Annotated in this window: 17 protein-coding genes and 1 pseudogene; 13 read left to right on the top strand and 5 right to left on the bottom strand. The window is 67.1% G+C overall.

The features are described from left to right. Positions 1 to 7 precede the first annotated feature (7 nt). From HRUBRA_RS07570 to HRUBRA_RS07555, 4 genes are read right to left on the bottom strand one after another with little or no spacing between them, the layout of a single operon-like run. Positions 8 to 766 carry a YciK family oxidoreductase gene (locus HRUBRA_RS07570; RefSeq protein WP_035516040.1) on the bottom strand — a complete coding sequence of 253 codons (759 nt, stop codon included), beginning with the start codon at positions 764 to 766 and terminating at the stop codon, positions 8 to 10. Beyond that, positions 763 to 1,464: an HAD family hydrolase gene (locus HRUBRA_RS07565; protein WP_035516039.1), complete on the bottom strand. Its 702-nt coding sequence runs from the start codon at positions 1,462 to 1,464 to the stop codon at positions 763 to 765. Before HRUBRA_RS07565 ends, HRUBRA_RS07570 begins: the two co-directional genes overlap by 4 nt. Next, entirely contained in the window at positions 1,461 to 2,171 is a 711-nt protein-coding gene (gene ubiG, locus HRUBRA_RS07560) for a bifunctional 2-polyprenyl-6-hydroxyphenol methylase/3-demethylubiquinol 3-O-methyltransferase UbiG (protein ID WP_035516038.1), read from the bottom strand. The genes HRUBRA_RS07565 and ubiG overlap by 4 nt, the downstream gene beginning before the upstream one ends. Next, entirely contained in the window at positions 2,168 to 3,535 is a 1,368-nt protein-coding gene (locus HRUBRA_RS07555) for a TRZ/ATZ family hydrolase (protein WP_052094511.1), read from the bottom strand. The genes ubiG and HRUBRA_RS07555 overlap by 4 nt, the downstream gene beginning before the upstream one ends. Before the next feature lie 279 nt (positions 3,536 to 3,814). Between HRUBRA_RS07555 and gyrA the strand changes: the two genes are divergently transcribed. From gyrA to HRUBRA_RS07490, 13 genes are all read left to right on the top strand, one after another. Then, complete coding sequence (gene gyrA, locus HRUBRA_RS07550; RefSeq protein WP_035516036.1) at positions 3,815 to 6,451, top strand: DNA gyrase subunit A; 2,637 nt, start codon at positions 3,815 to 3,817, stop codon at positions 6,449 to 6,451. 18 nt (positions 6,452 to 6,469) lie between these two features. After that, positions 6,470 to 7,549 (top strand): 3-phosphoserine/phosphohydroxythreonine transaminase, encoded by a 1,080-nt coding sequence (serC, locus tag HRUBRA_RS07545; RefSeq protein ID WP_035516034.1) that lies wholly within the window; start codon positions 6,470 to 6,472, stop codon positions 7,547 to 7,549. 10 nt (positions 7,550 to 7,559) lie between these two features. Continuing rightward, positions 7,560 to 8,678 carry a prephenate dehydratase gene (pheA, locus tag HRUBRA_RS07540; protein WP_035516033.1) on the top strand — a complete coding sequence of 373 codons (1,119 nt, stop codon included), beginning with the start codon at positions 7,560 to 7,562 and terminating at the stop codon, positions 8,676 to 8,678. A gap of 8 nt (positions 8,679 to 8,686) precedes the next feature. Further along, entirely contained in the window at positions 8,687 to 9,595 is a 909-nt protein-coding gene (locus HRUBRA_RS15635) for a prephenate dehydrogenase (RefSeq protein WP_035516031.1), read from the top strand. 15 nt (positions 9,596 to 9,610) lie between these two features. Further along, complete coding sequence (gene aroA, locus HRUBRA_RS15630) at positions 9,611 to 10,936, top strand: 3-phosphoshikimate 1-carboxyvinyltransferase (protein WP_035516029.1); 1,326 nt, start codon at positions 9,611 to 9,613, stop codon at positions 10,934 to 10,936. Next, positions 10,933 to 11,631, top strand: coding sequence for a (d)CMP kinase (gene cmk, locus HRUBRA_RS07525; protein WP_035516027.1), 699 nt, complete (start codon positions 10,933 to 10,935; stop codon positions 11,629 to 11,631). The genes aroA and cmk overlap by 4 nt, the downstream gene beginning before the upstream one ends. Positions 11,632 to 11,758: 127 nt before the next feature. Next, positions 11,759 to 13,432, top strand: a complete 1,674-nt coding sequence (gene rpsA, locus HRUBRA_RS07520) for a 30S ribosomal protein S1 (RefSeq protein ID WP_035516026.1) — start codon at positions 11,759 to 11,761, stop codon at positions 13,430 to 13,432. A gap of 439 nt (positions 13,433 to 13,871) precedes the next feature. Beyond that, positions 13,872 to 15,368 carry a leucyl aminopeptidase gene (locus HRUBRA_RS07515; RefSeq protein WP_035516025.1) on the top strand — a complete coding sequence of 499 codons (1,497 nt, stop codon included), beginning with the start codon at positions 13,872 to 13,874 and terminating at the stop codon, positions 15,366 to 15,368. Further along, complete coding sequence (locus HRUBRA_RS07510; RefSeq protein WP_035516023.1) at positions 15,365 to 15,784, top strand: DNA polymerase III subunit chi; 420 nt, start codon at positions 15,365 to 15,367, stop codon at positions 15,782 to 15,784. Before HRUBRA_RS07515 ends, HRUBRA_RS07510 begins: the two co-directional genes overlap by 4 nt. 48 nt (positions 15,785 to 15,832) lie before the next feature. Next, positions 15,833 to 18,601, top strand: a complete 2,769-nt coding sequence (locus HRUBRA_RS07505) for a valine--tRNA ligase (RefSeq protein WP_035516022.1) — start codon at positions 15,833 to 15,835, stop codon at positions 18,599 to 18,601. A 71-nt stretch (positions 18,602 to 18,672) separates the two neighbouring features. Then, positions 18,673 to 18,885 (top strand): cold-shock protein, encoded by a 213-nt coding sequence (locus HRUBRA_RS07500; RefSeq protein WP_035516021.1) that lies wholly within the window; start codon positions 18,673 to 18,675, stop codon positions 18,883 to 18,885. 136 nt (positions 18,886 to 19,021) lie between these two features. After that, positions 19,022 to 19,498 carry a cold-shock protein gene (locus tag HRUBRA_RS15815; protein WP_035516020.1) on the top strand — a complete coding sequence of 159 codons (477 nt, stop codon included), beginning with the start codon at positions 19,022 to 19,024 and terminating at the stop codon, positions 19,496 to 19,498. 19 nt (positions 19,499 to 19,517) lie between these two features. Then, positions 19,518 to 20,132 carry a class I SAM-dependent methyltransferase gene (locus HRUBRA_RS07490; RefSeq protein WP_035516019.1) on the top strand — a complete coding sequence of 205 codons (615 nt, stop codon included), beginning with the start codon at positions 19,518 to 19,520 and terminating at the stop codon, positions 20,130 to 20,132. Between the two features lie 23 nt (positions 20,133 to 20,155). Here the strand turns inward: HRUBRA_RS07490 and HRUBRA_RS15405 are convergent. Continuing rightward, positions 20,156 to 20,884 (bottom strand): annotated as a pseudogene (locus HRUBRA_RS15405) (hypothetical protein); the annotation flags it as partial.

Raw genomic sequence — 20,884 nt, 5'->3', positions numbered from 1 at the left:
CGCCCGGCTACTGTGCGTTCAGCGCCTGGCCGTGCACGGTCAGGCTGTCATCGCCCATCAGGTAGAGGTAGGCCGGCATGATGGCTTCCGGCGAGGGGTTGCCCGTGGGTTCTTCCCCCGGGTAGGCGGCGCGGCGCATGGCCGTGTTGGTAGCGCCGGGATTGAGGCTGTTCACCCGCACCGCGCTGGTGTTCTCGAGCTCGTCGGCAAGCACCTGCATCAGGCCCTCGGTGGCGAACTTCGATACCGCATAGGCACCCCAGTAGGCGCGGCCTTTGCGTCCCACGCCCGAGGACGTGAACAGCACGCTGGCGCGCGGGGCGGCCTGCAGCAGCGGCAGCATGGCCCGGGTGAGCAGGAAGGTTGCGTTCACGTTCACCTGCATCACCGTTTCCCAGGCTTTCCAGGTGGTGTTCGCGACGGGCCGGCGCTCGCCGAGGACGCTGGCGTTGTGGAGCAGGCCGTCAAGACGCCCGAAGGTCTCGCCGATGGCCTTGGCAAGGCCTTCGTAGTCCGCTTCCGGTGCACTCGACAGGTCCATGGGGAAGATCGCCGGCTGTGCGCCGCCGGCCTCCTCGATGGCGTCGTAGACGGCCTCCAGTTTTTCCACGGTACGCCCGAGGAGTATGACCGTGGCCCCGTGCGCCGCATAGGCGAGGGCGGCGGCACGGCCGATGCCGTCCCCGGCGCCGGTGACCAGCACCGTGCGTCCGGCGAGGAGTGTTGGCGATGGCCGGTAGCCGGCGGGTATGGCTGTGGTGCTCATGAGAGGCCCTCCACGGTGTCTTCCAGGGGCGGCAGCAGCTGCGCCGCCAGCGCCTCGCTGTTGCTGACCAGCCCGTCGGCGCCCCAGCGGGCCGGGTCGTCGCCGGGTTCGATGTAGCCGTAGGCGGCGGCTACGGTGTAGAGGCCGGCGCGCTGCCCCGCCTCGATGTCGCGGCGATGGTCGCCTACATAGATGGCCTGCGCCGGGCTGCAGCCCGCTTCCCGGCAGTTCCGCTCGAGGCTCTCCGGGTGTGGCTTGCGCTCGCGGACGTCCTCCGGGCAGACCACGCTGGCCGGCGGCGGGTCGATGGCGAGGCGCTCGAGCAGCGGTGCCGTGTAGGCGCGGGGCTTGTTGGTGGCGATGCCCCAGGCAATGCCGGCGCTGTCGAGCTGCGCGATGAGTTCGCGAAGGCCTGGAAACACGGTGGCGTGGGTGCCGAGGAGGCCGCCGTAGAGCGTCAGCAGCCGCTGGCGCCAGCGTTCGAAGCCGTCATCATCCTCGCCGAGCCCCAGGGCGAGCGTGACCAGACCCCGGGCGCCATTGGAGACGCTGGCGCGGATACGCTCGGGGGGCAGCGGCGCGAGGCCGGCCTCGGCCCGCAGCGTCTGCACCACCGGGATGAAGTCGCCGGCGGTATCGGCAAGGGTACCGTCGAGGTCGAAGAAAACCGCTGCCAGGCGTCGGCCCGGGTGGTTCACGCGGGCTTCTCGGCGCGCAGCATGTAGTTCACGGACAGGTCCCGGTCGTTCAGGCGATAGCGTTTCGTCAGCGGGCTGTAGGTAAGCCCGGTCATCTCCCGCAGCACGAGCCCTGCATCACGCACCCAGCCGGCCAGCTCCGAGGGCTTGATGAACTTGTCGTACTCGTGGGTGCCCGCCGGGAGCAGCCGCAGGATGTGTTCGGCGCCGACGATGGCAAAGAGGAAGGCCTTCGGGTTGCGGTTGATGGTCGAGAAGTAGAGCGACGCGCCGGGTCGCGCCAGGGCGGCGCAGGCCGCGACCACGGCGCCCGGGTCCGGCACGTGCTCGAGCATCTCGAGGCAGCAGACCACGTCGTAGGCCCCGGGCTGTTCCGCGGCAAGTTCTTCCGCTGTGGCCTGCCGGTAGTTGATGTCCAGCCCCGACTCGAGCTGGTGCAACCGCGCCACGGAGAGCGGCGCCTCGCCCATGTCGATGCCGGTGACCGCTGCACCACGCCGGGCCATGGCCTCGGCGAGGATGCCGCCGCCACAGCCGACATCGACGAGGTCGCGATCGGCAACGGGCGACAGGCCGTCAATGAAATTGCCCCGCAGCGGATTGATCTCGTGCAGGGGGCGGAATTCGCCGTCCATGTCCCACCAGCGCGCGGCGAGGGCCTCGAACTTGGCGATCTCCTGGCGATCGACGTTGCTGCGTGTGGTCATGACGTCTCCTTGTCAGCGTTCCCCGGCCCGCCCTGGCGCGGCCCGGCCTGTATCCTCGCGCGCCAGTCTTCCGCGCGTGACAGCACGGCGCGCCGGTCCAGCTGCAGGGGGCGGCCGTTGGCGAGCACGGCCCGGCCGGCGACCCAGCTGTGGCTCACTTCGCCACCGGTGCAGGCATAGACGAGCGTGGACAGCGGGTTGTAGACCGGTTGCTGCGCCGGGCCGCTGAGGTCCACGGCAATCAGGTCGGCCTGCTTGCCCGGTTCCACGCTGCCGATGCGCTGCTCGAGGCCGAGGGCGCGGGCGCCGCCCAGGGTGGCCATGGTCAGCACCCGGGCTGCGGGCAGGGCGGAGGCGTCGCCGGTACTCAGCTTGGCCAGCAGGGCCGCGCTGTGCATTTCATTGAAGAGGTTGAGATCATTGTTACTGGCGGCGCCATCCGTGCCCAGGGCGACGTTTACGCCGGCGTCCAGCAGCCGCGTTACCGGGCAGGCGCCGGAGGCCAGCTTCATGTTCGACTGCGGGCAATGCACCACGTGCGCGCCGGTGGCGGCGAGGAGCTCGATGTCCTGGCGCCCCGCGTCGGTCATGTGCACGCACTGGGTGCGCGGCCCGAGGAGGCCGATGCGCTGCAGCGTATCTACGGGGCGCTCGCCGGTCGCCTCCACGGCCTGGAGCACCTCGGCGGTGGTTTCGTGCAGGTGGATGTGTACCGGCACGTCGAGCTCTGCGGCGAGGGTGGCGATACGGGCCAGGGTGTCTTCGCCCACGGTGTAGGGGGCGTGGGGGCCGAAGACGACAGTGATGCGGTCCTCGTGGCGCAGCTCGTCGCGCAGCGCCAGGCCCTTGGCCAGATAATCGTCCGGCCCGCTGCCCCAGGCGGTGGGGAAATCGAAGATCGGAAACGCCAGCTGCGCCCGGAGCCCGGTGGCAAGGTACTCGCGGGCGGCGACTTCCGGGAAGAAATACATGTCCGAGCAGGTGGTGGTGCCGCTCTCGAGCATCTCCAGGGCTGCCAGGCGTACGCCGTCGCGGACGAAGGCATCGCTCACCCAGGCGCCCTCGGCGGGCCAGATGTGCTCCTGGAGCCAGGGCATGAGCGGCAGGTCGTCGGCATAGCCGCGCAGCAGTGCCATGGCGGCATGGCCGTGGGCGTTGACGAGGCCTGGAAGGAGCGCGTGGCACGGGAGCTCGAGCTGCTCGGCGGCCTCGATGCCCGCCGCCTCGGCCCGCGGCACGATGGCGATGATGACGCCGTCGCGGATCGCCAGGCTGTGCTGCTCCAGCACCTGCCCTTCGGGCACCACCGGTACGATCCAGCGAGGATGAATCAGGAGGTCTGCCGCTGTCGTCCCTGTCGTCATGGGCGCTGTTTCCTGTCAGCCGGGGCCGCCGCCGGCGGCCGGTCCCTTGGGGGCGGGCAGTATAACCGTAAATGTCCCCGGCGGGGTCCCCTCGCCGGGTGTGCCGCACCCCCTGCTAAGTAGTTAAAAACATGGCGAAAACGGGCTGCAGTCGGTACACTGGCAGGCTTCCATGACGGAGCTGCCGGCGGTTCTGCGCAGCGCATGCGAGGGTTGCCGTGGGCCGCCCTGGCGGCGTCGCGGGCCCTGCACCGCTCCGAGTCGCACAGGAAATGCCAGATGGGTGAAATCGCCAGGGAAATCCTCCCGGTCAATATCGAGGACGAGCTGAAGCAGTCCTACCTCGATTACGCCATGAGCGTCATTGTCGGCCGCGCTTTGCCGGATGTCCGTGATGGTCTCAAGCCGGTACACCGGCGCGTGCTCTTCGCCATGAACGAGCTCAACAACGACTGGAACAAGCCCTACAAGAAGTCGGCGCGGGTCGTCGGTGACGTCATCGGCAAGTATCACCCCCACGGCGATTCTGCCGTTTACGACACCATCGTGCGTATGGCCCAGGAATTCTCCATGCGCTACATGCTGGTCGACGGCCAGGGCAATTTCGGTTCCATCGACGGCGATTCCGCCGCGGCCATGCGCTACACCGAAATCCGCATGCAGAAGATCGCGCACGCGATGCTCGCGGATCTCGACAAGGAAACCGTCGATTTCGTCGATAATTACGACGGCACTGAGCGCATTCCCTCGGTGCTGCCGGCACGGGTGCCGAACCTGCTTGTGAACGGCTCCGCCGGCATCGCCGTGGGCATGGCAACCAACATTCCGCCGCACAACCTCACGGAGGTGGTGAGCGGCTGCCTGGCGCTCATGAAGAACCCGGAGATCACCGTCGATGAGCTCATGGAGCACATCCCCGGTCCGGATTTTCCCACCGGCGCCATGATCAACGGCCGCGCCGGTATCATTCAGGCCTATCGCAGCGGCCGCGGCCGCATCTATGTGCGGGCCAAGGCCGAGGTCATCACCGACGAGAAGCGTGGCCGCGACGTCATCATCGTCCACGAAATTCCCTACCAGCTGAACAAGGCGCGGCTCATCGAGCGCATCGCCGAGCTGGTAAAAGAAAAGAAAATCGAGGGCATCAGCGAGCTTCGCGACGAGTCCGACAAGGACGGCCTGCGTATCGTCATTGAGCTGCGCCGCGGCGAGCTCGGCGATGTCGTCCTCAACAACCTTTACGCGCAGACCAACCTGCAATCGGTCTTCGGCATCAACATGGTGGCGCTGGTGGACGGCCAGCCGAAGGTTCTCAATCTCAAGGAGATCCTCGAGGCATTCATCCGCCACCGCCGCGAGGTGGTCACCCGTCGCACCGTCTATCTGCTGCGCAAGGCCCGGGAGCGCGGCCATATCCTCGAGGGGCTGGCGATTGCGCTGGCCAACATCGACCCGGTGATCGAACTGATCAAGGCATCGCCGAGCGCGTCCGAGGCCCGGGAGGCGCTGCTCGCCCGCACCTGGCCGCCCGGCGAGGTGCTGGCCATGCTGGAGCGCGCCGGTGCGGAGGCCTGCCGCCCGGACGGCCTCGAGCCCCACTACGGCCTGCACGGCGACGCCTACCAGCTTTCCCCCGCGCAGGCTCAGGCGATCCTCGAGCTGCGCCTGCACCGGCTCACGGGTCTCGAGCACGAGAAGCTGCTTAACGAATACCAGGAAAAGCTTACCGAGATTGCCGACTACCTCGATATCCTCGGCGATCCGGAGCGTCTGCTGCAGGTGATCCGGGAAGAGCTCGAGGAAGTGGCCCAGGAGTTCGGCGACGCCCGGCGTACGGAAATCTCCGCATCCCAGCACGACCTTACGGTAGAGGACCTGATCACCGAGGAGGACCGGGTGGTGACCATCTCCCACCTGGGCTATGCCAAGACCCAGCCGCTCACCGACTACCAGGCCCAGCGCCGTGGCGGCATGGGGCGGGCGGCCCTGTCCGTGAAGGACGAGGATTTCGTCGAGCACCTGCTGGTGGCGAGCACCCACGCCACCATTCTCTGTTTCTCGAGCCTCGGCAAGGTCTACTGGCTCAAGGTCTACCAGATACCCCTCGCCGGGCGTGGCTCCCGCGGGCGGCCCCTGGTGAACCTGCTGCCGCTGGAGCCCGGAGAGCGCGTGACCTCCATCCTGCCGGTGGAGGAGTACACGCCGGGGCACTTCATCTTCATGGCTACCGCCGGCGGCACCGTCAAGAAGACGCCGCTCACGAATTTCGCCCGCCCGCGCAGCGTAGGTCTGCGCGCCCTCGAACTGGATGAGGGCGACGTGCTCATCGGCACGGCGATTACCGACGGCAACTGCGACGTGATGCTCTTTTCCAGCGGCGGCAAGGTCGCCCGCTTCAGCGAGGACGACGTCCGCCCCATGGGCCGGACCGCTCGCGGGGTGCGCGGCATCCGCCTGGCCGGCGGGCAGCAGATGATCTCGCTGGTCATTCCCCGGGAGGATGGCCGCATCCTCACGGTGAGCGAAAAAGGCTACGGCAAGCGTACGGACGTGGTGGAATTTCCGACCAAGGGGCGGGGCAACATGGGCGTCATCGCCATGGCCCAGTCCGAGCGCAACGGCGAGCTCGTCGGTGCGGTGCAGGTCTTCGACGGCGACGAGCTCATGCTCATCTCCAACCTCGGTACCCTGGTGCGTACCCGCGCGGACGAGGTGTCCATGCTCAGCCGTAATACCCAGGGCGTGCGCATTGTGCGCTGCAAGGACGGTGAACAGCTGGTGCGCGTCGCCCAGATCGACGAGCCGGAAGTCGACGACACTGCCGTTGCCGACGGGGATCTTCCGGTGGCAGAGGCGCCCTCGGCGCCACCGGAGTCCGATGACGGCACCGCCGGGGAACATGACGATGACGCCTGACAACGGGAGCGCCTGCTGATGGCCCGCGCCTGGAACTTCTGTGCCGGCCCTGCCGCGCTCCCCGAGGCAGTGCTCACCCGCGCTGCCGAGGAAATGCTCGACTGGCACGGCAGAGGCCTGTCCTTTATGGAGATGAGCCACCGCTCCCCGGAAGTGGTGGGCGTGGTGGAGGAGGCCGAGGCCTGCCTGCGCCGGCTCCTGGCTATCGGCGACGACTACGCCGTGCTGTTCCTGCAGGGCGGGGCGAGCACGCAGTTCGCGGCCGTGCCGCTGAACCTCGCCGCGCCGGGCGGCCCCGCCGATTACCTCGACACGGGGCAGTGGTCAAAGAAGGCCATTGCCGAGGGGCGTCGTTACGCCGATGTGGGCGTCGTTGCCAGCGACGCCGCGGGCAACTATCGCACTGTGCCGCCGAGGGACAGCTGGCAGCTTCGCGAAGACGCGGCCTACCTGCACCTGACCCCGAACGAGACCATCGGCGGCGTCGAGTTTACCGAGGCCCCGGTGGCGCCGGCGCCGCTGGTCGCCGACCTGTCGTCGACGCTGCTTTCGCGCCCCCTGGACGTCAGCCACTATGGCGTCATCTACGCCGGGGCGCAGAAGAACATCGGCCCCGCAGGCCTGACCCTGGTGATCGTGCGCCGGGATCTCCTCGGCCGGGCGCGGCCCGAGTGCCCGGCCATGCTCAATTGGGAAACGGCAGCGGCCGCTGACTCCATGTACAACACGCCGCCGACCTTCGCCCTTTACCTGGCGGCGCTTGTTTTCGAGTGGCTCGAAGGGCTCGGTGGCCTACCGGCCATGGCCGAGCGCAACCGGCGCAAGGCAGAGACGCTCTATGGCTTCATCGATAACAGCGCCTTCTATGCAAACCCGGTAGACCCGCCCTGGCGGTCCTGGATGAACGTGCCCTTCGTGCTCGCCGACGACGGCCTCGACAAGCGCTTCCTCGAGGAGGCCGAGGCCGCCGGGCTGCTCAACCTCAAGGGACACCGCTCCGTCGGCGGCATGCGCGCCAGCCTTTACAACGCCGTACCCCAGGCCGCGGTGGACGACCTCGTGGTCTTCATGGCCGACTTCGAACGCCGCTGCGGCTGAGGACACCGGGATGTCTGACGAGCAGGACCTGGGGGCGGTCCGGGAGGAAATCGACGGCATCGACCGCGAGATCCAGACCCTCATAAACCGCCGTGCCCGCTGTGCCCAGCAGGTGGCGGAAATCAAGCTCGGCGAGCAGCATGCGGCCCGGGAGCGCGGCGAAGACCCGGGAGAGGTCGTTTTCTACCGCCCGGAGCGCGAGGCGCAGGTGCTTGCGCGCATCGTCGAGCGCAATGAGGGGCCGCTGCCGGCGGAGAACGTGGCCTATATCTTCCGCGAGCTCATGTCCGCCTGCCTCGCCCTCGAGCAGCCGCTGCGGGTGGCCTATCTGGGCCCCGAGGGCACGTTTACCCAGGCCGCGGCCCTGAAGCATTTCGGTCACGGCGCCGTCTGCGTCTCCCAGGCCACCATCGACGGCGTGTTCACCCAGGTGGAATCCGGCGCCTGCAATTACGGCGTGGTGCCCGTGGAGAACTCCACGGAGGGCATGGTCAGCCACACGCTCGACAGCTTCCTCGACTCGCCCCTGTGCATTGCCGGTGAGGTGGAACTGCGCATTACCCACCACCTGCTGGTCGCACCGGGGACGGAGCCGGCCGCGGTCACCCGCATCTGCGCCCACCAGCAGGCCCTCGCCCAGTGCCGCAACTGGCTGGATGCCCACTGGCCCCAGGTGGAGCGTGAGGCCGTCTCCAGCAATGGCGAGGCGGCGCGGCTGGCCGCCGGAGAGGGCGGCGTGGCCGCGGTCGCCGGTGATATGGCTGCGGAGCAGTACAACCTGGAGCGGATCGCCGAGCATATTGAGGACCGTCGCGACAACACCACCCGCTTCCTCGTCATCGGTCGCCAGGAAGTGGCGCCGAGCGGTCGCGACAAGACCTCCATCATTGTCTCGAGCCGCAACAAACCCGGCGCGCTGTTTGCACTCCTCGATCCCTTCCGCCGCGGCGGCGTCAGTCTCACCCGTATTGATACCCGGCCCTCGCGCACAGAAAAGTGGGCTTACGTGTTCTTTATCGAGTTTGAAGGCCATCTGCAGGACGAGAACGTCGCGGCGATCCTGCGCGAGCTCGAAGAGCAGTCCATTCTCCTGAAACCCCTGGGTTCCTACCCCCGGGCCGTGCTCTGAGCGATCCCGTGGCAGCGCAGCCTTGCAGTGTGGCCGTCCTAGGCCTCGGCATGATCGGCGGCTCCCTGGCGCTGGCGCTGAAGGCAGCCGGCTTCGCCAGCCGGGTCCTTGGCTACGACCGCGATCCGGGCGCCCTCGCCGCCGGGCTGGAAGCCGGTGTTATCGACAGCGCCTGTGAGGACCTCGACGCAGCGCTGGCCGCGGACATTGTTGTGATCGCTGTTCCCAATGTGGCCGCGGCCGCGTTGCTCGAGGAGCTGCTTGCGCGCACAGCCCACGGCCATGAGGGGCCCGTGCTGACGGATGTCGCCAGCGTCAAGGGCAACCTCGCCGCTGCCGCGGCGCGCGGTGGTCCGGCGCCGCGCTTTGTGCCCGGCCACCCCATCGCCGGCTCCGAGCGCAGCGGCGTAGGCGCCGCCAATGGCGCGCTCTTTCAGCAGCACCGGGTCATTCTCACGCCGCTGCCGGAGCAGGACGGTGACGCCCTCGCGCTGGTACGGCGCCTCTGGGAGAGCGCCGGGGCCGACGTCGTGTGCATGGGGGTCGCGGAGCACGACGCGGTGCTTGCGGCCACGAGCCACCTGCCGCACGTGCTCGCCTACTGCCTCGTCGACGACCTCGCCGCATCGCCGCGGCGGGAGGCCCTGTTCCGCTTTGCCGCCGGCGGCTTCCGCGACTTCACCCGCATCGCCTCGAGCGACCCGGTCATGTGGCGCGACGTGGCCCTTGCCAACCGCGACGCCCTGCTGGAAGCTGTCGACGAGTTCAGCGCGCGCCTGGCGGCGTTGCGTGAGGCGATCGCCAGCGGTGACGGGGTGCGCCTCGAGGCCACCTTCAGCGCGGCGAAAACGGCCCGCGATGCCTTTGCCGAACAACAGGCTTCTGCCGGTCGCGAAGCCCGCCGGCGCCCATTCTGATACGGGACACAGATCATGGAATTCAAGCTGCTCCCCGGCGGCGTCATCAGCGGTGAGGCGCGGGTGCCGGGCGATAAGTCCATCTCCCATCGCGCTGTGATGCTCGGTGCCCTCGCCGAGGGTGAGACCCGGATCAACGGCTTCCTCGAGGGTGAGGACGCCCTGGCCACCGTCGCGGCGTTTCGCGCGCTGGGTGTGCGCATCGAGGGCCCCGAAGACGGCGGGTTGCGTGTACACGGCGTTGGCCTCCACGGCCTGAAGGCTGCCGGCGCCACCCTCGACATGGGCAACTCCGGCACCAGCATCCGCCTGCTCACAGGCATACTCGCCGGCCAGCCCTTTGACAGCCGCCTTTCCGGCGACGCCTCGCTCTGCCGCCGACCCATGGGCCGCGTCATGCGCCCCCTGGCGCTCATGGGGGCGCGCATTGAAGCCGCTGCCGGCGAAACGCCACCGCTCCTTGTGCGCGGCGGCCAGACTCTCGAGGGCATCCACTACGACCTGCCGGTAGCCAGTGCCCAGGTCAAATCCTGTGTGCTCCTGGCCGGCCTCTATGCCGAGGGCACCACGACAGTGACAGAGCCGGCGCCGACCCGGGACCATACCGAGCGCATGCTCCAGGGTTTTGGCTACGAGGTGCGTCGGGACAACGATGTCATCCTTCTGCGCGGCGGCGGCAGCCTCCGGGGCACGGCCATCGACGTGCCGGCAGACATCTCCTCGGCGGCCTTTTTTCTGGTTGCCGCCAGCATCGCCCCGGGGTCGGAGCTGCTTCTTACCCACGTCGGCATGAACCCGACGCGCACCGGCGTGATCAATATCCTGACCCTCATGGGCGCGGATATCACCGTTCAGGACGAGCGCGAGATCGGCGGCGAGCCGGTAGCGGATCTGCTGGTGCGCTATGCGCCGCTGCGCGGCATCGAAATCCCCGAGGACCAGGTGCCCCTGGCGATCGACGAGTTCCCGGCGCTGTTCATCGCCGCTGCCTGTGCCGAGGGGCGCACGGTGCTGCGCGGGGCCGGGGAACTGCGCGTCAAGGAAAGCGACCGCATCGCCGCCATGGCCGAGGGTCTGGCGACCCTGGGGATTGCCAATGAAGTGCTCGAGGACGGCATCATCATCGAGGGCGGCCGTCTCGGTGGCGGCGTGATCCGTACTCACCTGGACCATCGCATCGCCATGGCCTTTGCTATCGCCGCCCTGCGTGCCGAAAGCGAGATTCGCGTCCTGGACTGCGACCACGTCGCCACCTCCTTTCCCGGCTTCGATGCCCTCGCGCGGGGCCTTGGCCTGCAGATCTCCACCCGCGCCGGCGGCGAGGACGGGGAGCGCGCGTGACCGCGCCGGTGATCACCGTCGACGGCCCCGGCGGTGCCGGCAAGGGGACGCTCTGCCACCTGCTGGCCCGGCACCTCGGCTGGCACCTCCTCGACAGCGGTGCGCTCTACCGGGTCACGGCCCAGGCCTGCCTGCAGGCCGGCGTGGCCTGGGAAGACGAGGCCGGCGCCGCCGCCATCGCCATGGCCCTCGACGTGGTCTTCCGTCCGGCGCCGGAAGGCGCCGTCTCCGTGCTGCTCGGCGGCGAGGACGTCAGCCGGGCGATCCGCACGGAGGAGGGCGGCCGCGGCGCGTCCATGGTCGCCGCCTACCCGCAGGTCCGCAGCGCGCTGCTCGACCGGCAGCGGGCTTTCCGCCGGGCCCCGGGACTGGTCGCCGACGGCCGCGACATGGGCACCGTCGTCTTCCCCGACGCCCCCCTGAAAATCTTCCTTACGGCCAGTGCCGAAGAGCGTGCCCGGCGGCGTCACCTGCAGTTGCTGGAAAAAGGTGAAAGTGTTAGTCTCCCGCGCCTTCTTGAGGACATCCGGGAGCGGGACGCCCGCGACAGCCGTCGCGCCGTGGCCCCCCTGATGCCCGCCGACGACGCGCTTCACGTAGACAGCACGTCGATCCCCGTAGCCGGCGTAGTCCGCCGGGTGTTGCGGGTCGCGGTAGAGCGCGGGCTCTGCCCGGCGGACCGCCTCGAGGAGTAGTAACAGCCCGCTCGCGCCGTCCCAGCCAGCCTCGACGGCGTGCGCGGTTTTTTTTCATGTGACCCGGCCCGGCTGGAGGGACGGCTGAGGCGCCAAGGCGCCGCAAACGTAAACAGGTACCTGTGTAATGAGCGAATCCTTCGCCGATCTTTTTGAAGAAAGTCTGAAAACCGTCGACATGCAGCCGGGCGCCATCGTCACCGGCGTGGTTATCGACATCGACAACGAGTGGGTCACGGTCCACGCCGGCCTGAAGTCCGAGGGCGTGATTCCGCGCTCCCAGTTCATGGACGCCGGCGGCGAGTGCACCCTGAGTATCGGCGACGAGGTTCAAGTCGCGCTGGAGACCGTCGAGGATGGTTTCGGCGAGACCCGGCTGTCCCGGGAAAAAGCCAAGCGCGCAGAGGCCTGGAAGGAACTCGAGGCGGCCCACGCGGCCGACGAGGTCGTTTCCGGCATCATCAATGGCAAGGTCAAGGGCGGTTTCACCGTCGATATCAAGGGCATCCGCGCCTTCCTGCCCGGTTCCCTCGTGGACGTCCGCCCGGTGCGCGACACCACGCACCTCGAGAACAAGGACCTCGACTTCAAGGTCATCAAGCTCGATCAGAAGCGCAACAATGTGGTTGTCTCCCGCCGTGCGGTCATGGAAGCCGCCAACAGCGTAGAGCGCGAAGCGCTGCTGGAGAGCCTGCAGGAAGGCATGAGCATCAAGGGCATCGTCAAGAACCTCACCGACTACGGCGCCTTCGTCGACCTCGGTGGCGTCGACGGCCTGCTGCACATCACCGACATGGCCTGGAAGCGTATCAAGCACCCCTCCGAGATTGTCGAAGTGGGCCAGGAGCTCGATGTCAAGGTCCTCAAGTTCGATCGCGAGCGCAACCGCGTCTCCCTCGGCCTCAAGCAGCTCGGTGAGGATCCGTGGGTCGAGATCACCGGTCGCTACCCGGAGGGCAGCCGCGTCATGGCGCGGGTCACGAACCTTACCGATTACGGCTGCTTTGCCGAGATCGAAGAGGGTGTGGAAGGTCTGGTGCACGTCTCCGAGATGGACTGGACCAACAAGAACGTCCACCCGTCCAAGGTGGTTCAGGTAGGGGACGAGGTCGAGGTCATGGTGCTTGACATCGACGAGGAGCGCCGCCGCATCTCCCTGGGGATCAAACAGTGTCAGCAGAATCCCTGGGACGCTTTCGCCGCAACCCACAGCAAGGGCGATCGCATTGCCGGCACCATCAAGTCGATCACGGACTTCGGTATCTTTATCGGTCTTGAGGGCAACATCGACGGTCTGGTCCACCTGTCTGACATCAGCTGGAACGAGACCGGCGAGGAAGCGGTGCGCAGCTACAAGAAAGGCGACGAGATCGAGACGGTTATCCTGTCCATCGATCCGGAGCGCGAGCGCATTTCTCTGGGCATCAAGCAGCTCGAGGATGATCCCTTCTCCAACTACGTGGCCATCAACGATCGCGGCACCATCGTGACCGGCGAAGTCATCGACGTGGAACCGAAGGCCGTCACGATCAAGCTGGCGGAAGAGGTCGAGGGCATCCTCAAGGCCTCTGACATCAGCCGGGACCGTGTCGAGGACGCGCGCGCAAGCTACAAGGTAGGCGATACCGTGGAAGCCAAGATCGTGTCTGTGGACCGCAAGAACCGCAGCCTGGCCCTGTCCATCAAGGCCAAGGACTTCGATGACGAGAAGGAAGCGGTCAAGTCTCTGAAGGACCAGGAAGAGTCATCGTCGCCCGGCACCATCGGCGACCTGATCAAGCAGCAGATGAACAACAACTGATGCGGGGCGGCGACCGCCGCCCGCGCAGTCTGCAAAACCGCGGCTCCGGCCGCGGTTTTTTTTGCTGCTTGCCGCGACAGCACTTGCAGCTTGTCTGCGGCCGCCGTTTCGTTTCGTTCGGTTTTGTTCCGGGGCGAGGGCGGGAGTCTTCTCTCAGTCGCTCCCCGATACACGCTTTGTGAGAGAAGACTCCCGCCCTCGCCCCTGCCGCCTCGCATGTATCCAATACAGCCGACTATGCGCAGCGGTAGGGGGGGGTGCTGCTGGAGAGTGCCCCCACAAAGCGTGAAACGGAGAGCGACGGGGGCACTCTCCAGCAGCCGCACCGGAATGCGGCGACGCGCATCCAGCTGACCGGACGAACCACTGCTTACGGTTCAGTTGCACCGGCGTTAGCCGTACACTACCGCCCCTGACTTCATCAGAAAAAGGAACAGCCATGGCCACCTTGAGTGTCTCCGCCCGCCAGGTCAGCGACGCAGGTAGCGCGCGCACCCAGTGCGCCGTCCTGCCGGTTTTCGCCGGCAAACAGCCCACCGCCACTGCACGGGAACTCGACAAGGTCCTCGGCGGCATCATCAAGAGCGCCCTGGACCTCGGAGACTTCAGCGCGGAGAAAGGGAAAACCCTGCTGCTGCCGGGCAACGGCGCCATCAAGCGGGTGCTGCTCGTGGGCTGCGGCGAAGCCCGCAGCTTCGACCGCCCGGCTCAGATCGCCTTCTGCGAGGCAATCGGCCGCACCCTGCGCGAGAGCAAGGCCGCAGACGCCCTGGTCTACACCGGCGAGCTGGCCCTCGAGGAAGCAGACAGCGAGTGGCTCTGCGACTTTCTCGCTCGCAGCGTGATCACCGGCCTCTACCGCTACCGCCAGACCCTGAGCAAGCCGGCGGCGGAAGCAAAGCTCAAACGCCTCGCCGTCAATACCGGCAGGGCCCTGTCTCCGGCGCGCGCCAAAGCAGCCCTGGAAGCAGGCCTCGCCACCGGGCTGGGGGTTAACACGGCGCGCGAGCTGGCGAACCTGCCGGGGAACATCTGCACGCCTGGCTACCTCGCCCGGGAGGCGCGCAAGCTCGCGCGCCGGTATCCGAAGCTTGCCGTGAAAGTCCTGTCTGAAAAACAGATGAAAGAACTCGGCATGGGCTCGCTGCTATCGGTCTCCGCCGGCAGTGATGAACAGGCGCAGCTCATCGTCATGGAGTACAAGGGCGGCAGCAAGAGCGCAAAACCCTACGCCCTGGTCGGCAAAGGCATTACCTTTGACAGCGGCGGCATCTCCCTGAAGCCCGGCGCCAAGATGGACGAGATGAAGTACGACATGGGCGGTGCCGCCAGTGTGTTCGGTACCATGCACGCCCTGTGCGAGCTGGAGCTGCCCATCAACACCGTAGCCGTGGTCGCCGCTGCGGAGAACATGCCCAGCGGCGGCGCCACCAAGCCCGGCGATGTCGTCACCTCCATGGCCGGTAAGACCATTGAGGTGCTCAACACCGATGCCGAGGGCCGCCTGGTGCTCTGCGACGCGCTCACCTACGTCGGCCGCTACAAGCCCCTGGCGGTGGTGGATATCGCCACGCTTACGGGAGCCTGCGTGGTGGCCCTGGGCTCGCACGCCGCCGGCCTTTATGCGAACGACGACGAGCTCGCCGGGGAACTGCTGGCGGCCGGTACCACTGCACACGACCGCGCCTGGCGCATGCCGCTCTGGGAGGACTACCAGAAGCAGCTGTCCAGCAATTTCGCGGACGTTGCCAACATCGGTGGCCCCGAGGCCGGCAGTGTCACTGCCGCCTGCTTCCTTGCGCGCTTCGCTGAGGATTACCGCTGGGCACACCTCGACATCGCCGGTGCCGCCTGGAACAGCTCGCCGAAAGGCGCCACCGGGCGGCCGGTAGCATTGCTCACCCGCTACCTGCGCGACCGCGCCGGGAACCGGTGACGCGGGTCGGCTTTTATGTGGTCAGCGACGGCGATGCCGGCCGGCGGCCCCTGATCGCGTGCCGGCTCGCCCACAAGGCCGCGGGGCGCGGTCACCGGGTCTTTCTCCACTGCGCCGACGAGACCCAGGCGCGGGGGCTCGACGAGCTGCTCTGGAACTTTCGTCCGGATGCCTTTCTCCCCCACGCCCTGGTCGAGGACCACCGGGGCGAGACCGTGCTCATCGGCTGGGGCCAGGACCCGGCCGACCACGACGACCTCCTGATCAACCTGGATCTCACGCCGCCCCCGTTCTTTCCCCGCTTTCATCGCGTTGCTGAAGTCGTCACCCGGGACGAGACCAGCCTGCAGGCGCTGCGCGCGGCCTGGCAGTTCTACCGGGAGCGCGGCTACGCGTTGGAAAAGCACGATCTGTGACGCGTATAATCGCCGGCTTCCCAGCGCCCTGACCGGACCCACGCTCTGATGGACAAGACCTTCAAACCCGCCGAGATCGAGAAGCGCTGGTACGCGCATTGGGAAGAGAGCGGCTATTTCGCCCCCGGCGGCAGCGGCGACCCCTACTGCATCATGATTCCGCCGCCCAATGTGACCGGTAGTCTGCACATGGGCCACGGCTTCCAGCAGACGCTCATGGATGCACTGATCCGCTATCACCGCATGCTGGGCAACGACACGCTCTGGCAGGTGGGCACAGACCACGCCGGCATTGCAACGCAGATGGTGGTCGAGCGGCAGCTCGAGGCCGAGGGCAGAGATCGGCACGAACTGGGGCGCGAGGCGTTCATCGAGCGCGTGTGGCAGTGGAAAGGTGAGTCCGGCGGCAACATCACCCGGCAGCTGCGGCGCCTCGGCACCTCGCCGGACTGGTCCCGGGAGCGCTTCACGATGGACGAGGGCCTGTCCCGGGCCGTGCAGGAAGTGTTCATCCGCCTGTACCGGGAGGGGCTGATCTATCGCGGCCAGCGGCTGGTCAATTGGGACCCGTCCCTGCATACGGCCATCTCCGATCTGGAGGTCATCGCCGAGGAGGAGCAGGGCCACCTCTGGCACTTTCGCTACCCGCTTTCCGACGGCAGCGGCCACCTCACGGTGGCGACCACACGCCCGGAAACCATGCTCGGCGATGCGGCCATCGCAGTACACCCGGAAGACGAGCGCTACGCGCAGCTCGTCGGCAAGACGGTCGACCTGCCGCTGGTGGGCAGGCAGCTCCCCATCGTCGCCGACGATTACGTCGACCGCGACTTCGGCACCGGCTGCGTGAAGATCACACCGGCACACGACTTCAACGACTACGCCCTCGGCCAGCGACACGGCCTGCCGCTGATCAACATTCTCAACGCCGACGCGACACTTTCCGACGCCGTGCCCGAGTTCTACCGGGGGCTGGACCGTTTCACTGCCCGGGAGCGCGTGGTCGCGGACCTTGAACAGCTGGGGCTTCTGGAGAAGGTCGAAGACCACACACTGAAAGTCCCCCGCGGCGACCGCAGCGGCGTGGTCATCGAACCCTGGCTGACGCCCCAGTGGTACGTAGACGCGAAGAAGCTCGCCGCCCCGGCGATCGAGGCCGTGGAGAGCGGCGCCATCGCGTTTGTGCCGAAGCAGTGGGAAAACACCTATTTTTCCTGGATGCGCGATCTTCAGGACTGGTGTATCAGTCGCCAGCTCTGGTGGGGGCACCGCATCCCCGCCTGGTATGACCCTGAGGGAAATGTCTACGTCGGCGAAGACGAGGCATCAGTGCGTGCAGAGCACGGCCTCAGCGATAACCTCCCCCTGCACCGGGACGAAGACGTCCTCGATACCTGGTTTTCCTCGGCCCTGTGGACCTTTTCCACCCTTGGCTGGCCGGAAGACACCCCGGAGCTTGCGCGCTATCACCCGACCTCGGTGCTGGTCACAGGCTTCGACATCATCTTCTTCTGGGTCGCGCGCATGATCATGATGACCCTGCACTTTCGCGGAGAGGTGCCCTTTCACACCGTCTATGTACACGGGCTGGTGCGTGACAGCGAGGGGCAGAAGATGTCGAAATCCAAGGGCAACGTGCTGGACCCCATCGATCTCATCGACGGTATCGATCTTGAGGACCTCGTAGCCAAGCGCACCGCTGGCATGATGCAGCCGCGGCTTGCTGAGAAAATCGAAAAAGCGACGCGCCAACACTACCCCGAGGGCATCAGTGCCTACGGCACCGACGCGCTGCGCTTCACTTTTTACTCGCTGGCTTCTACCGGACGCGATATCAAGTTCGACCTCGGCCGTATCGAGGGGTACCGCAATTTCTGCAACAAGCTCTGGAACGCGGCCCGCTATGTGCTGATGAACGCCGAGGGCGAGGACTGCGGCCAGGACCCGGAGGCGCCGGTAAGCTACCACCTCGTGGACCGCTGGATCCGCAGCCGCCTGCAGGAAACGATCGGGGAGGTACACCGCGCGCTCGACAATTACCGCTTCGACCTTGCCGCGCAGGTGCTCTACGACTTCGTCTGGAACGAGTATTGCGACTGGTACCTGGAACTGTCCAAGGTAGCCCTGCGCGATCCGACCGGCGATGACGCCGCCCGGCGCGGAACACGACAAACCCTGGTCCAGGTGCTCGAGAGCGTGCTGCGCCTGCTACACCCCTTCATGCCCTTTATCACCGAGGAAAGCTGGCAATCTGTTGCACCCCTCGTCGGCGTCCGTGGTGCCACGATCATGCGCCAGCCCTATCCGGAGGTGGACCCGAGCAGCGTGGACAAGGCCGCAAGCGCAGAGCTAGAATGGTTGAAGATTATTGTGCTGGGCGTGCGCAATATCCGGGGTGAGATGAACGTCGCCCCCGGGAAAACAGTTGACGCGCTGCTGCGCAACGGCACAGAGAACGATAAAAAACGGCTGCTCGATAATCAAACTTTCCTTATGCAACTCGCCAGGCTCGGTAGCATACGCTTTCTGGCAGACGGCGAGAGCGCTCCCGCCGCAGCAACCGCTCTTGCGGGTGATCTGGAGATTTTCGTTCCCCTTGCCGGGCTCATTGACCGGGAGGCTGAGCTGGGCCGGCTGACGCGCGAACTGAACAGAATTGAAGGAGAGCTGAAGCGCCTGCGCGGCAAGCTCGACAACCCGGGCTTTGTCGCCAAGGCGCCTGCCGAGGTGGTCGAGCGGGAGCGCGAGAAGCTGGCGGCACAGGAACAGGCGCAGGCCCGTCTCGAGGCACAGCGTCAGGCTCTGGAAGACATGTAGCGCGCAGCGCTCATAGGTGGCGGCATCTGAGGCTGCCGGACAATAAGAAAGAAAACACCGAGGGAAGTGGTATGGACGAACGTGTCAGCGGCACGGTGAAGTGGTTCAACAACGCCAAGGGGTTCGGATTCATTACCAGAGAAGAAGGCGAAGGTGACGTATTCGTGCACTTTCGCTCGATCCAGGGCGACGGCTATCGCACCCTTGATGAGGGCCAGGCGGTAGAATTCACCCTGGTGGAGGGCCCGAAAGGGCTCCAGGCCGAGGACGTCGCCAAAGTCTAGCGACCTCTCCCGGCGCTCCGGGAGTCTCCCGGAGCATCGCCAAGGGCGGCCGGTCGCCGACGTCAGGCCGCCTCTCTCCCGGCCGGTCGCGAGGCGACCGGTCCAATCGTTAGTACGTCATCAAATGAGGAGTACCATGTCCATCGCCGGTAAACTTGTCATCGCCATTGCCATAGGCCTCGTCGCGGCCGTCATCGCGGCCCTTCTCACCGGGAGCGGCACCTTCAACCCACTGCTCGCGGCACTCTTTGTTGTCGCAACAACAGGTACAGCCCTGGCAACCCACCGTCCTCTCGCCGCCCCGGCCACTGCGCCCGCGGCGCGCCCCGAGGGCCGGCAGGCACCGCGGCGCGAAAAAGCTGCGGCGCCAAAGGCGAAGAAGCCCGCCCCCGCCCCTTCCGCAGGTCCGCGACAGGAGGGCAGCGTCAAGTGGTTCAACGCCGCCAAGGGCTTCGGTTTCCTCACGCTGGAGGACGGTCGGGAAGTTTTCGTTCACTTCCGCTCGATCCGTGGCGAGGGCCGCCGCAGCCTGCGCGATGGGCAGCGCGTGAGCTTTATCGTCGCCGATACCGACAAGGGCCCACAGGCCGAAGACGTCGACCCCCTGGACTGAACCGTCGCGAGGGCAGCCCATGGCCGTCAAGCACACGCGCCGCTTCCGCGGCGCCCTCTTCCCAACGGCGGCCCACCCGGCCATCCGCGCCGTGCGCCGGCGCAGTGATGCACCGGCGATCCATGGCAACAAGCTGTGGAAGTCCAGCTGCCTGGTCATCGACTACCTGCACCGTCATCCACCGGAGAGCTGCCAGCGGGTCCTTGATGTGGGCTGCGGCTGGGGCATCGGCGGTATCTGGTGTGCGAAGCGCTTCGGCGCTGCGGTCACTTCCGTGGACGCAGACCCGAATGTCTTCCCCTACCTCGACGTGGTCGCCGACCTGAACGGGGTGCGCACGGAGCATCTGATACGGCGCTTCGAGCGCATCAGCACCCGGGAGCTCGCAGGCTACGACCTGCTCATCGGCGCCGATATCTGCTTCTGGGACGAACTGGCTGCCCCCGTCGCCAACCTCGTGAACCGGGCTCTCAAGGCGGGCGTCGGGGAGCTTCTTATCGGCGATCCGGAGCGCGCGCCGTTCCTGACAATGGCCGAGCGCTGCATCAACCGTCATGGTGGCGAGTTGCTCGAGTGGCGCACCCGCGGTGCTCTCGCCGCCCGGGGCACGCTGCTGCACATTAACAACCGCTAGTGCCCTTCAGCGGGCAGCGGACCCTAGTCATAGACCTCGTAGCGGCGCTCCACGCCCGGCGTCGCCACTGGCTCCCCGCCGGTAAAACGCGGGCGGAAGCGCAACCGCCGCAGAGCGCGGGCCACGCCGATATAGGCGCTCTCCCGTCCGCTCGCGGTCTGTGCGTCTACCTGCCTCGCCTGACCCCGGGCGTTGACCTCGAAACGCGCGGTTACCAGCGGCCGGGGCGCCTGCAGATCGGCGTCCGGTGGCTGCCAGAACACACCGTTATCCGGTAATTCCCGCGGCTCCCCGAAAAACGCCGCAATACGCTCCGGGGCACCGGCAGCCTCGAGGGCAGCGACAGCCTGTTGCCAGGCAGCCCGCGCAGGCCCCTCGCGGCCGTGCCATTGCTGCCAGTCGCCGAGAGCCACCAGCACCTCCGCCCGGGCCTCGGGAGCCGGAGCCGAGGCGGCCAGCTCCTCCAGCAGGCGGCTTCCATCCCCCTGCGCCGTGCGCCGCAGCGTCTGCAGCCGGTCCAGCTGCGGGTCTCCGGTGAACAATTCGTTGCGCCGGTAGGGATCGGGATTGCGCAGCCCCCGGTAGTCTTCGAGTGGCGGCGCTACGCGCTCCTCCAGCAGGTACAGGTTGCGCAGCTGTGAAAGCGCCAGGTCGCGGCGGGCCGGCCAGGCCGCCGCCGGGTCTTCGGCGGCACGGTCGAGGAGCGCTCCGCCGTCATCGAGTAGCGCGAGCAGGCGCCGGCTGCCATCGCC

Source organism: Pseudohaliea rubra DSM 19751 (assembly GCF_000764025.1).
GTDB classification, from domain to species: domain Bacteria; phylum Pseudomonadota; class Gammaproteobacteria; order Pseudomonadales; family Halieaceae; genus Pseudohaliea; species Pseudohaliea rubra.
Note: the sequence above shows the minus strand (reverse complement) of the source record. Positions and strands in the feature narration are given on the sequence as shown.

Coding starts and splice junctions, on each gene's coding strand:
- ubiG (WP_035516038.1), bottom strand. CDS start 2,171: ATGACCACACGCAGCAACGTCGATCGCCAGGAGATCGCCAAGTTCGAG.
- HRUBRA_RS07505 (WP_035516022.1), top strand. CDS start 15,833: ATGGACAAGACCTTCAAACCCGCCGAGATCGAGAAGCGCTGGTACGCG.
- aroA (WP_035516029.1), top strand. CDS start 9,611: ATGGAATTCAAGCTGCTCCCCGGCGGCGTCATCAGCGGTGAGGCGCGG.
- rpsA (WP_035516026.1), top strand. CDS start 11,759: ATGAGCGAATCCTTCGCCGATCTTTTTGAAGAAAGTCTGAAAACCGTC.
- HRUBRA_RS07570 (WP_035516040.1), bottom strand. CDS start 766: ATGAGCACCACAGCCATACCCGCCGGCTACCGGCCATCGCCAACACTC.
- pheA (WP_035516033.1), top strand. CDS start 7,560: ATGTCTGACGAGCAGGACCTGGGGGCGGTCCGGGAGGAAATCGACGGC.
- HRUBRA_RS07555 (WP_052094511.1), bottom strand. CDS start 3,535: ATGACGACAGGGACGACAGCGGCAGACCTCCTGATTCATCCTCGCTGG.
- HRUBRA_RS07490 (WP_035516019.1), top strand. CDS start 19,518: ATGGCCGTCAAGCACACGCGCCGCTTCCGCGGCGCCCTCTTCCCAACG.
- gyrA (WP_035516036.1), top strand. CDS start 3,815: ATGGGTGAAATCGCCAGGGAAATCCTCCCGGTCAATATCGAGGACGAG.
- HRUBRA_RS15815 (WP_035516020.1), top strand. CDS start 19,022: ATGTCCATCGCCGGTAAACTTGTCATCGCCATTGCCATAGGCCTCGTC.
- HRUBRA_RS07500 (WP_035516021.1), top strand. CDS start 18,673: ATGGACGAACGTGTCAGCGGCACGGTGAAGTGGTTCAACAACGCCAAG.
- HRUBRA_RS07515 (WP_035516025.1), top strand. CDS start 13,872: ATGGCCACCTTGAGTGTCTCCGCCCGCCAGGTCAGCGACGCAGGTAGC.
- serC (WP_035516034.1), top strand. CDS start 6,470: ATGGCCCGCGCCTGGAACTTCTGTGCCGGCCCTGCCGCGCTCCCCGAG.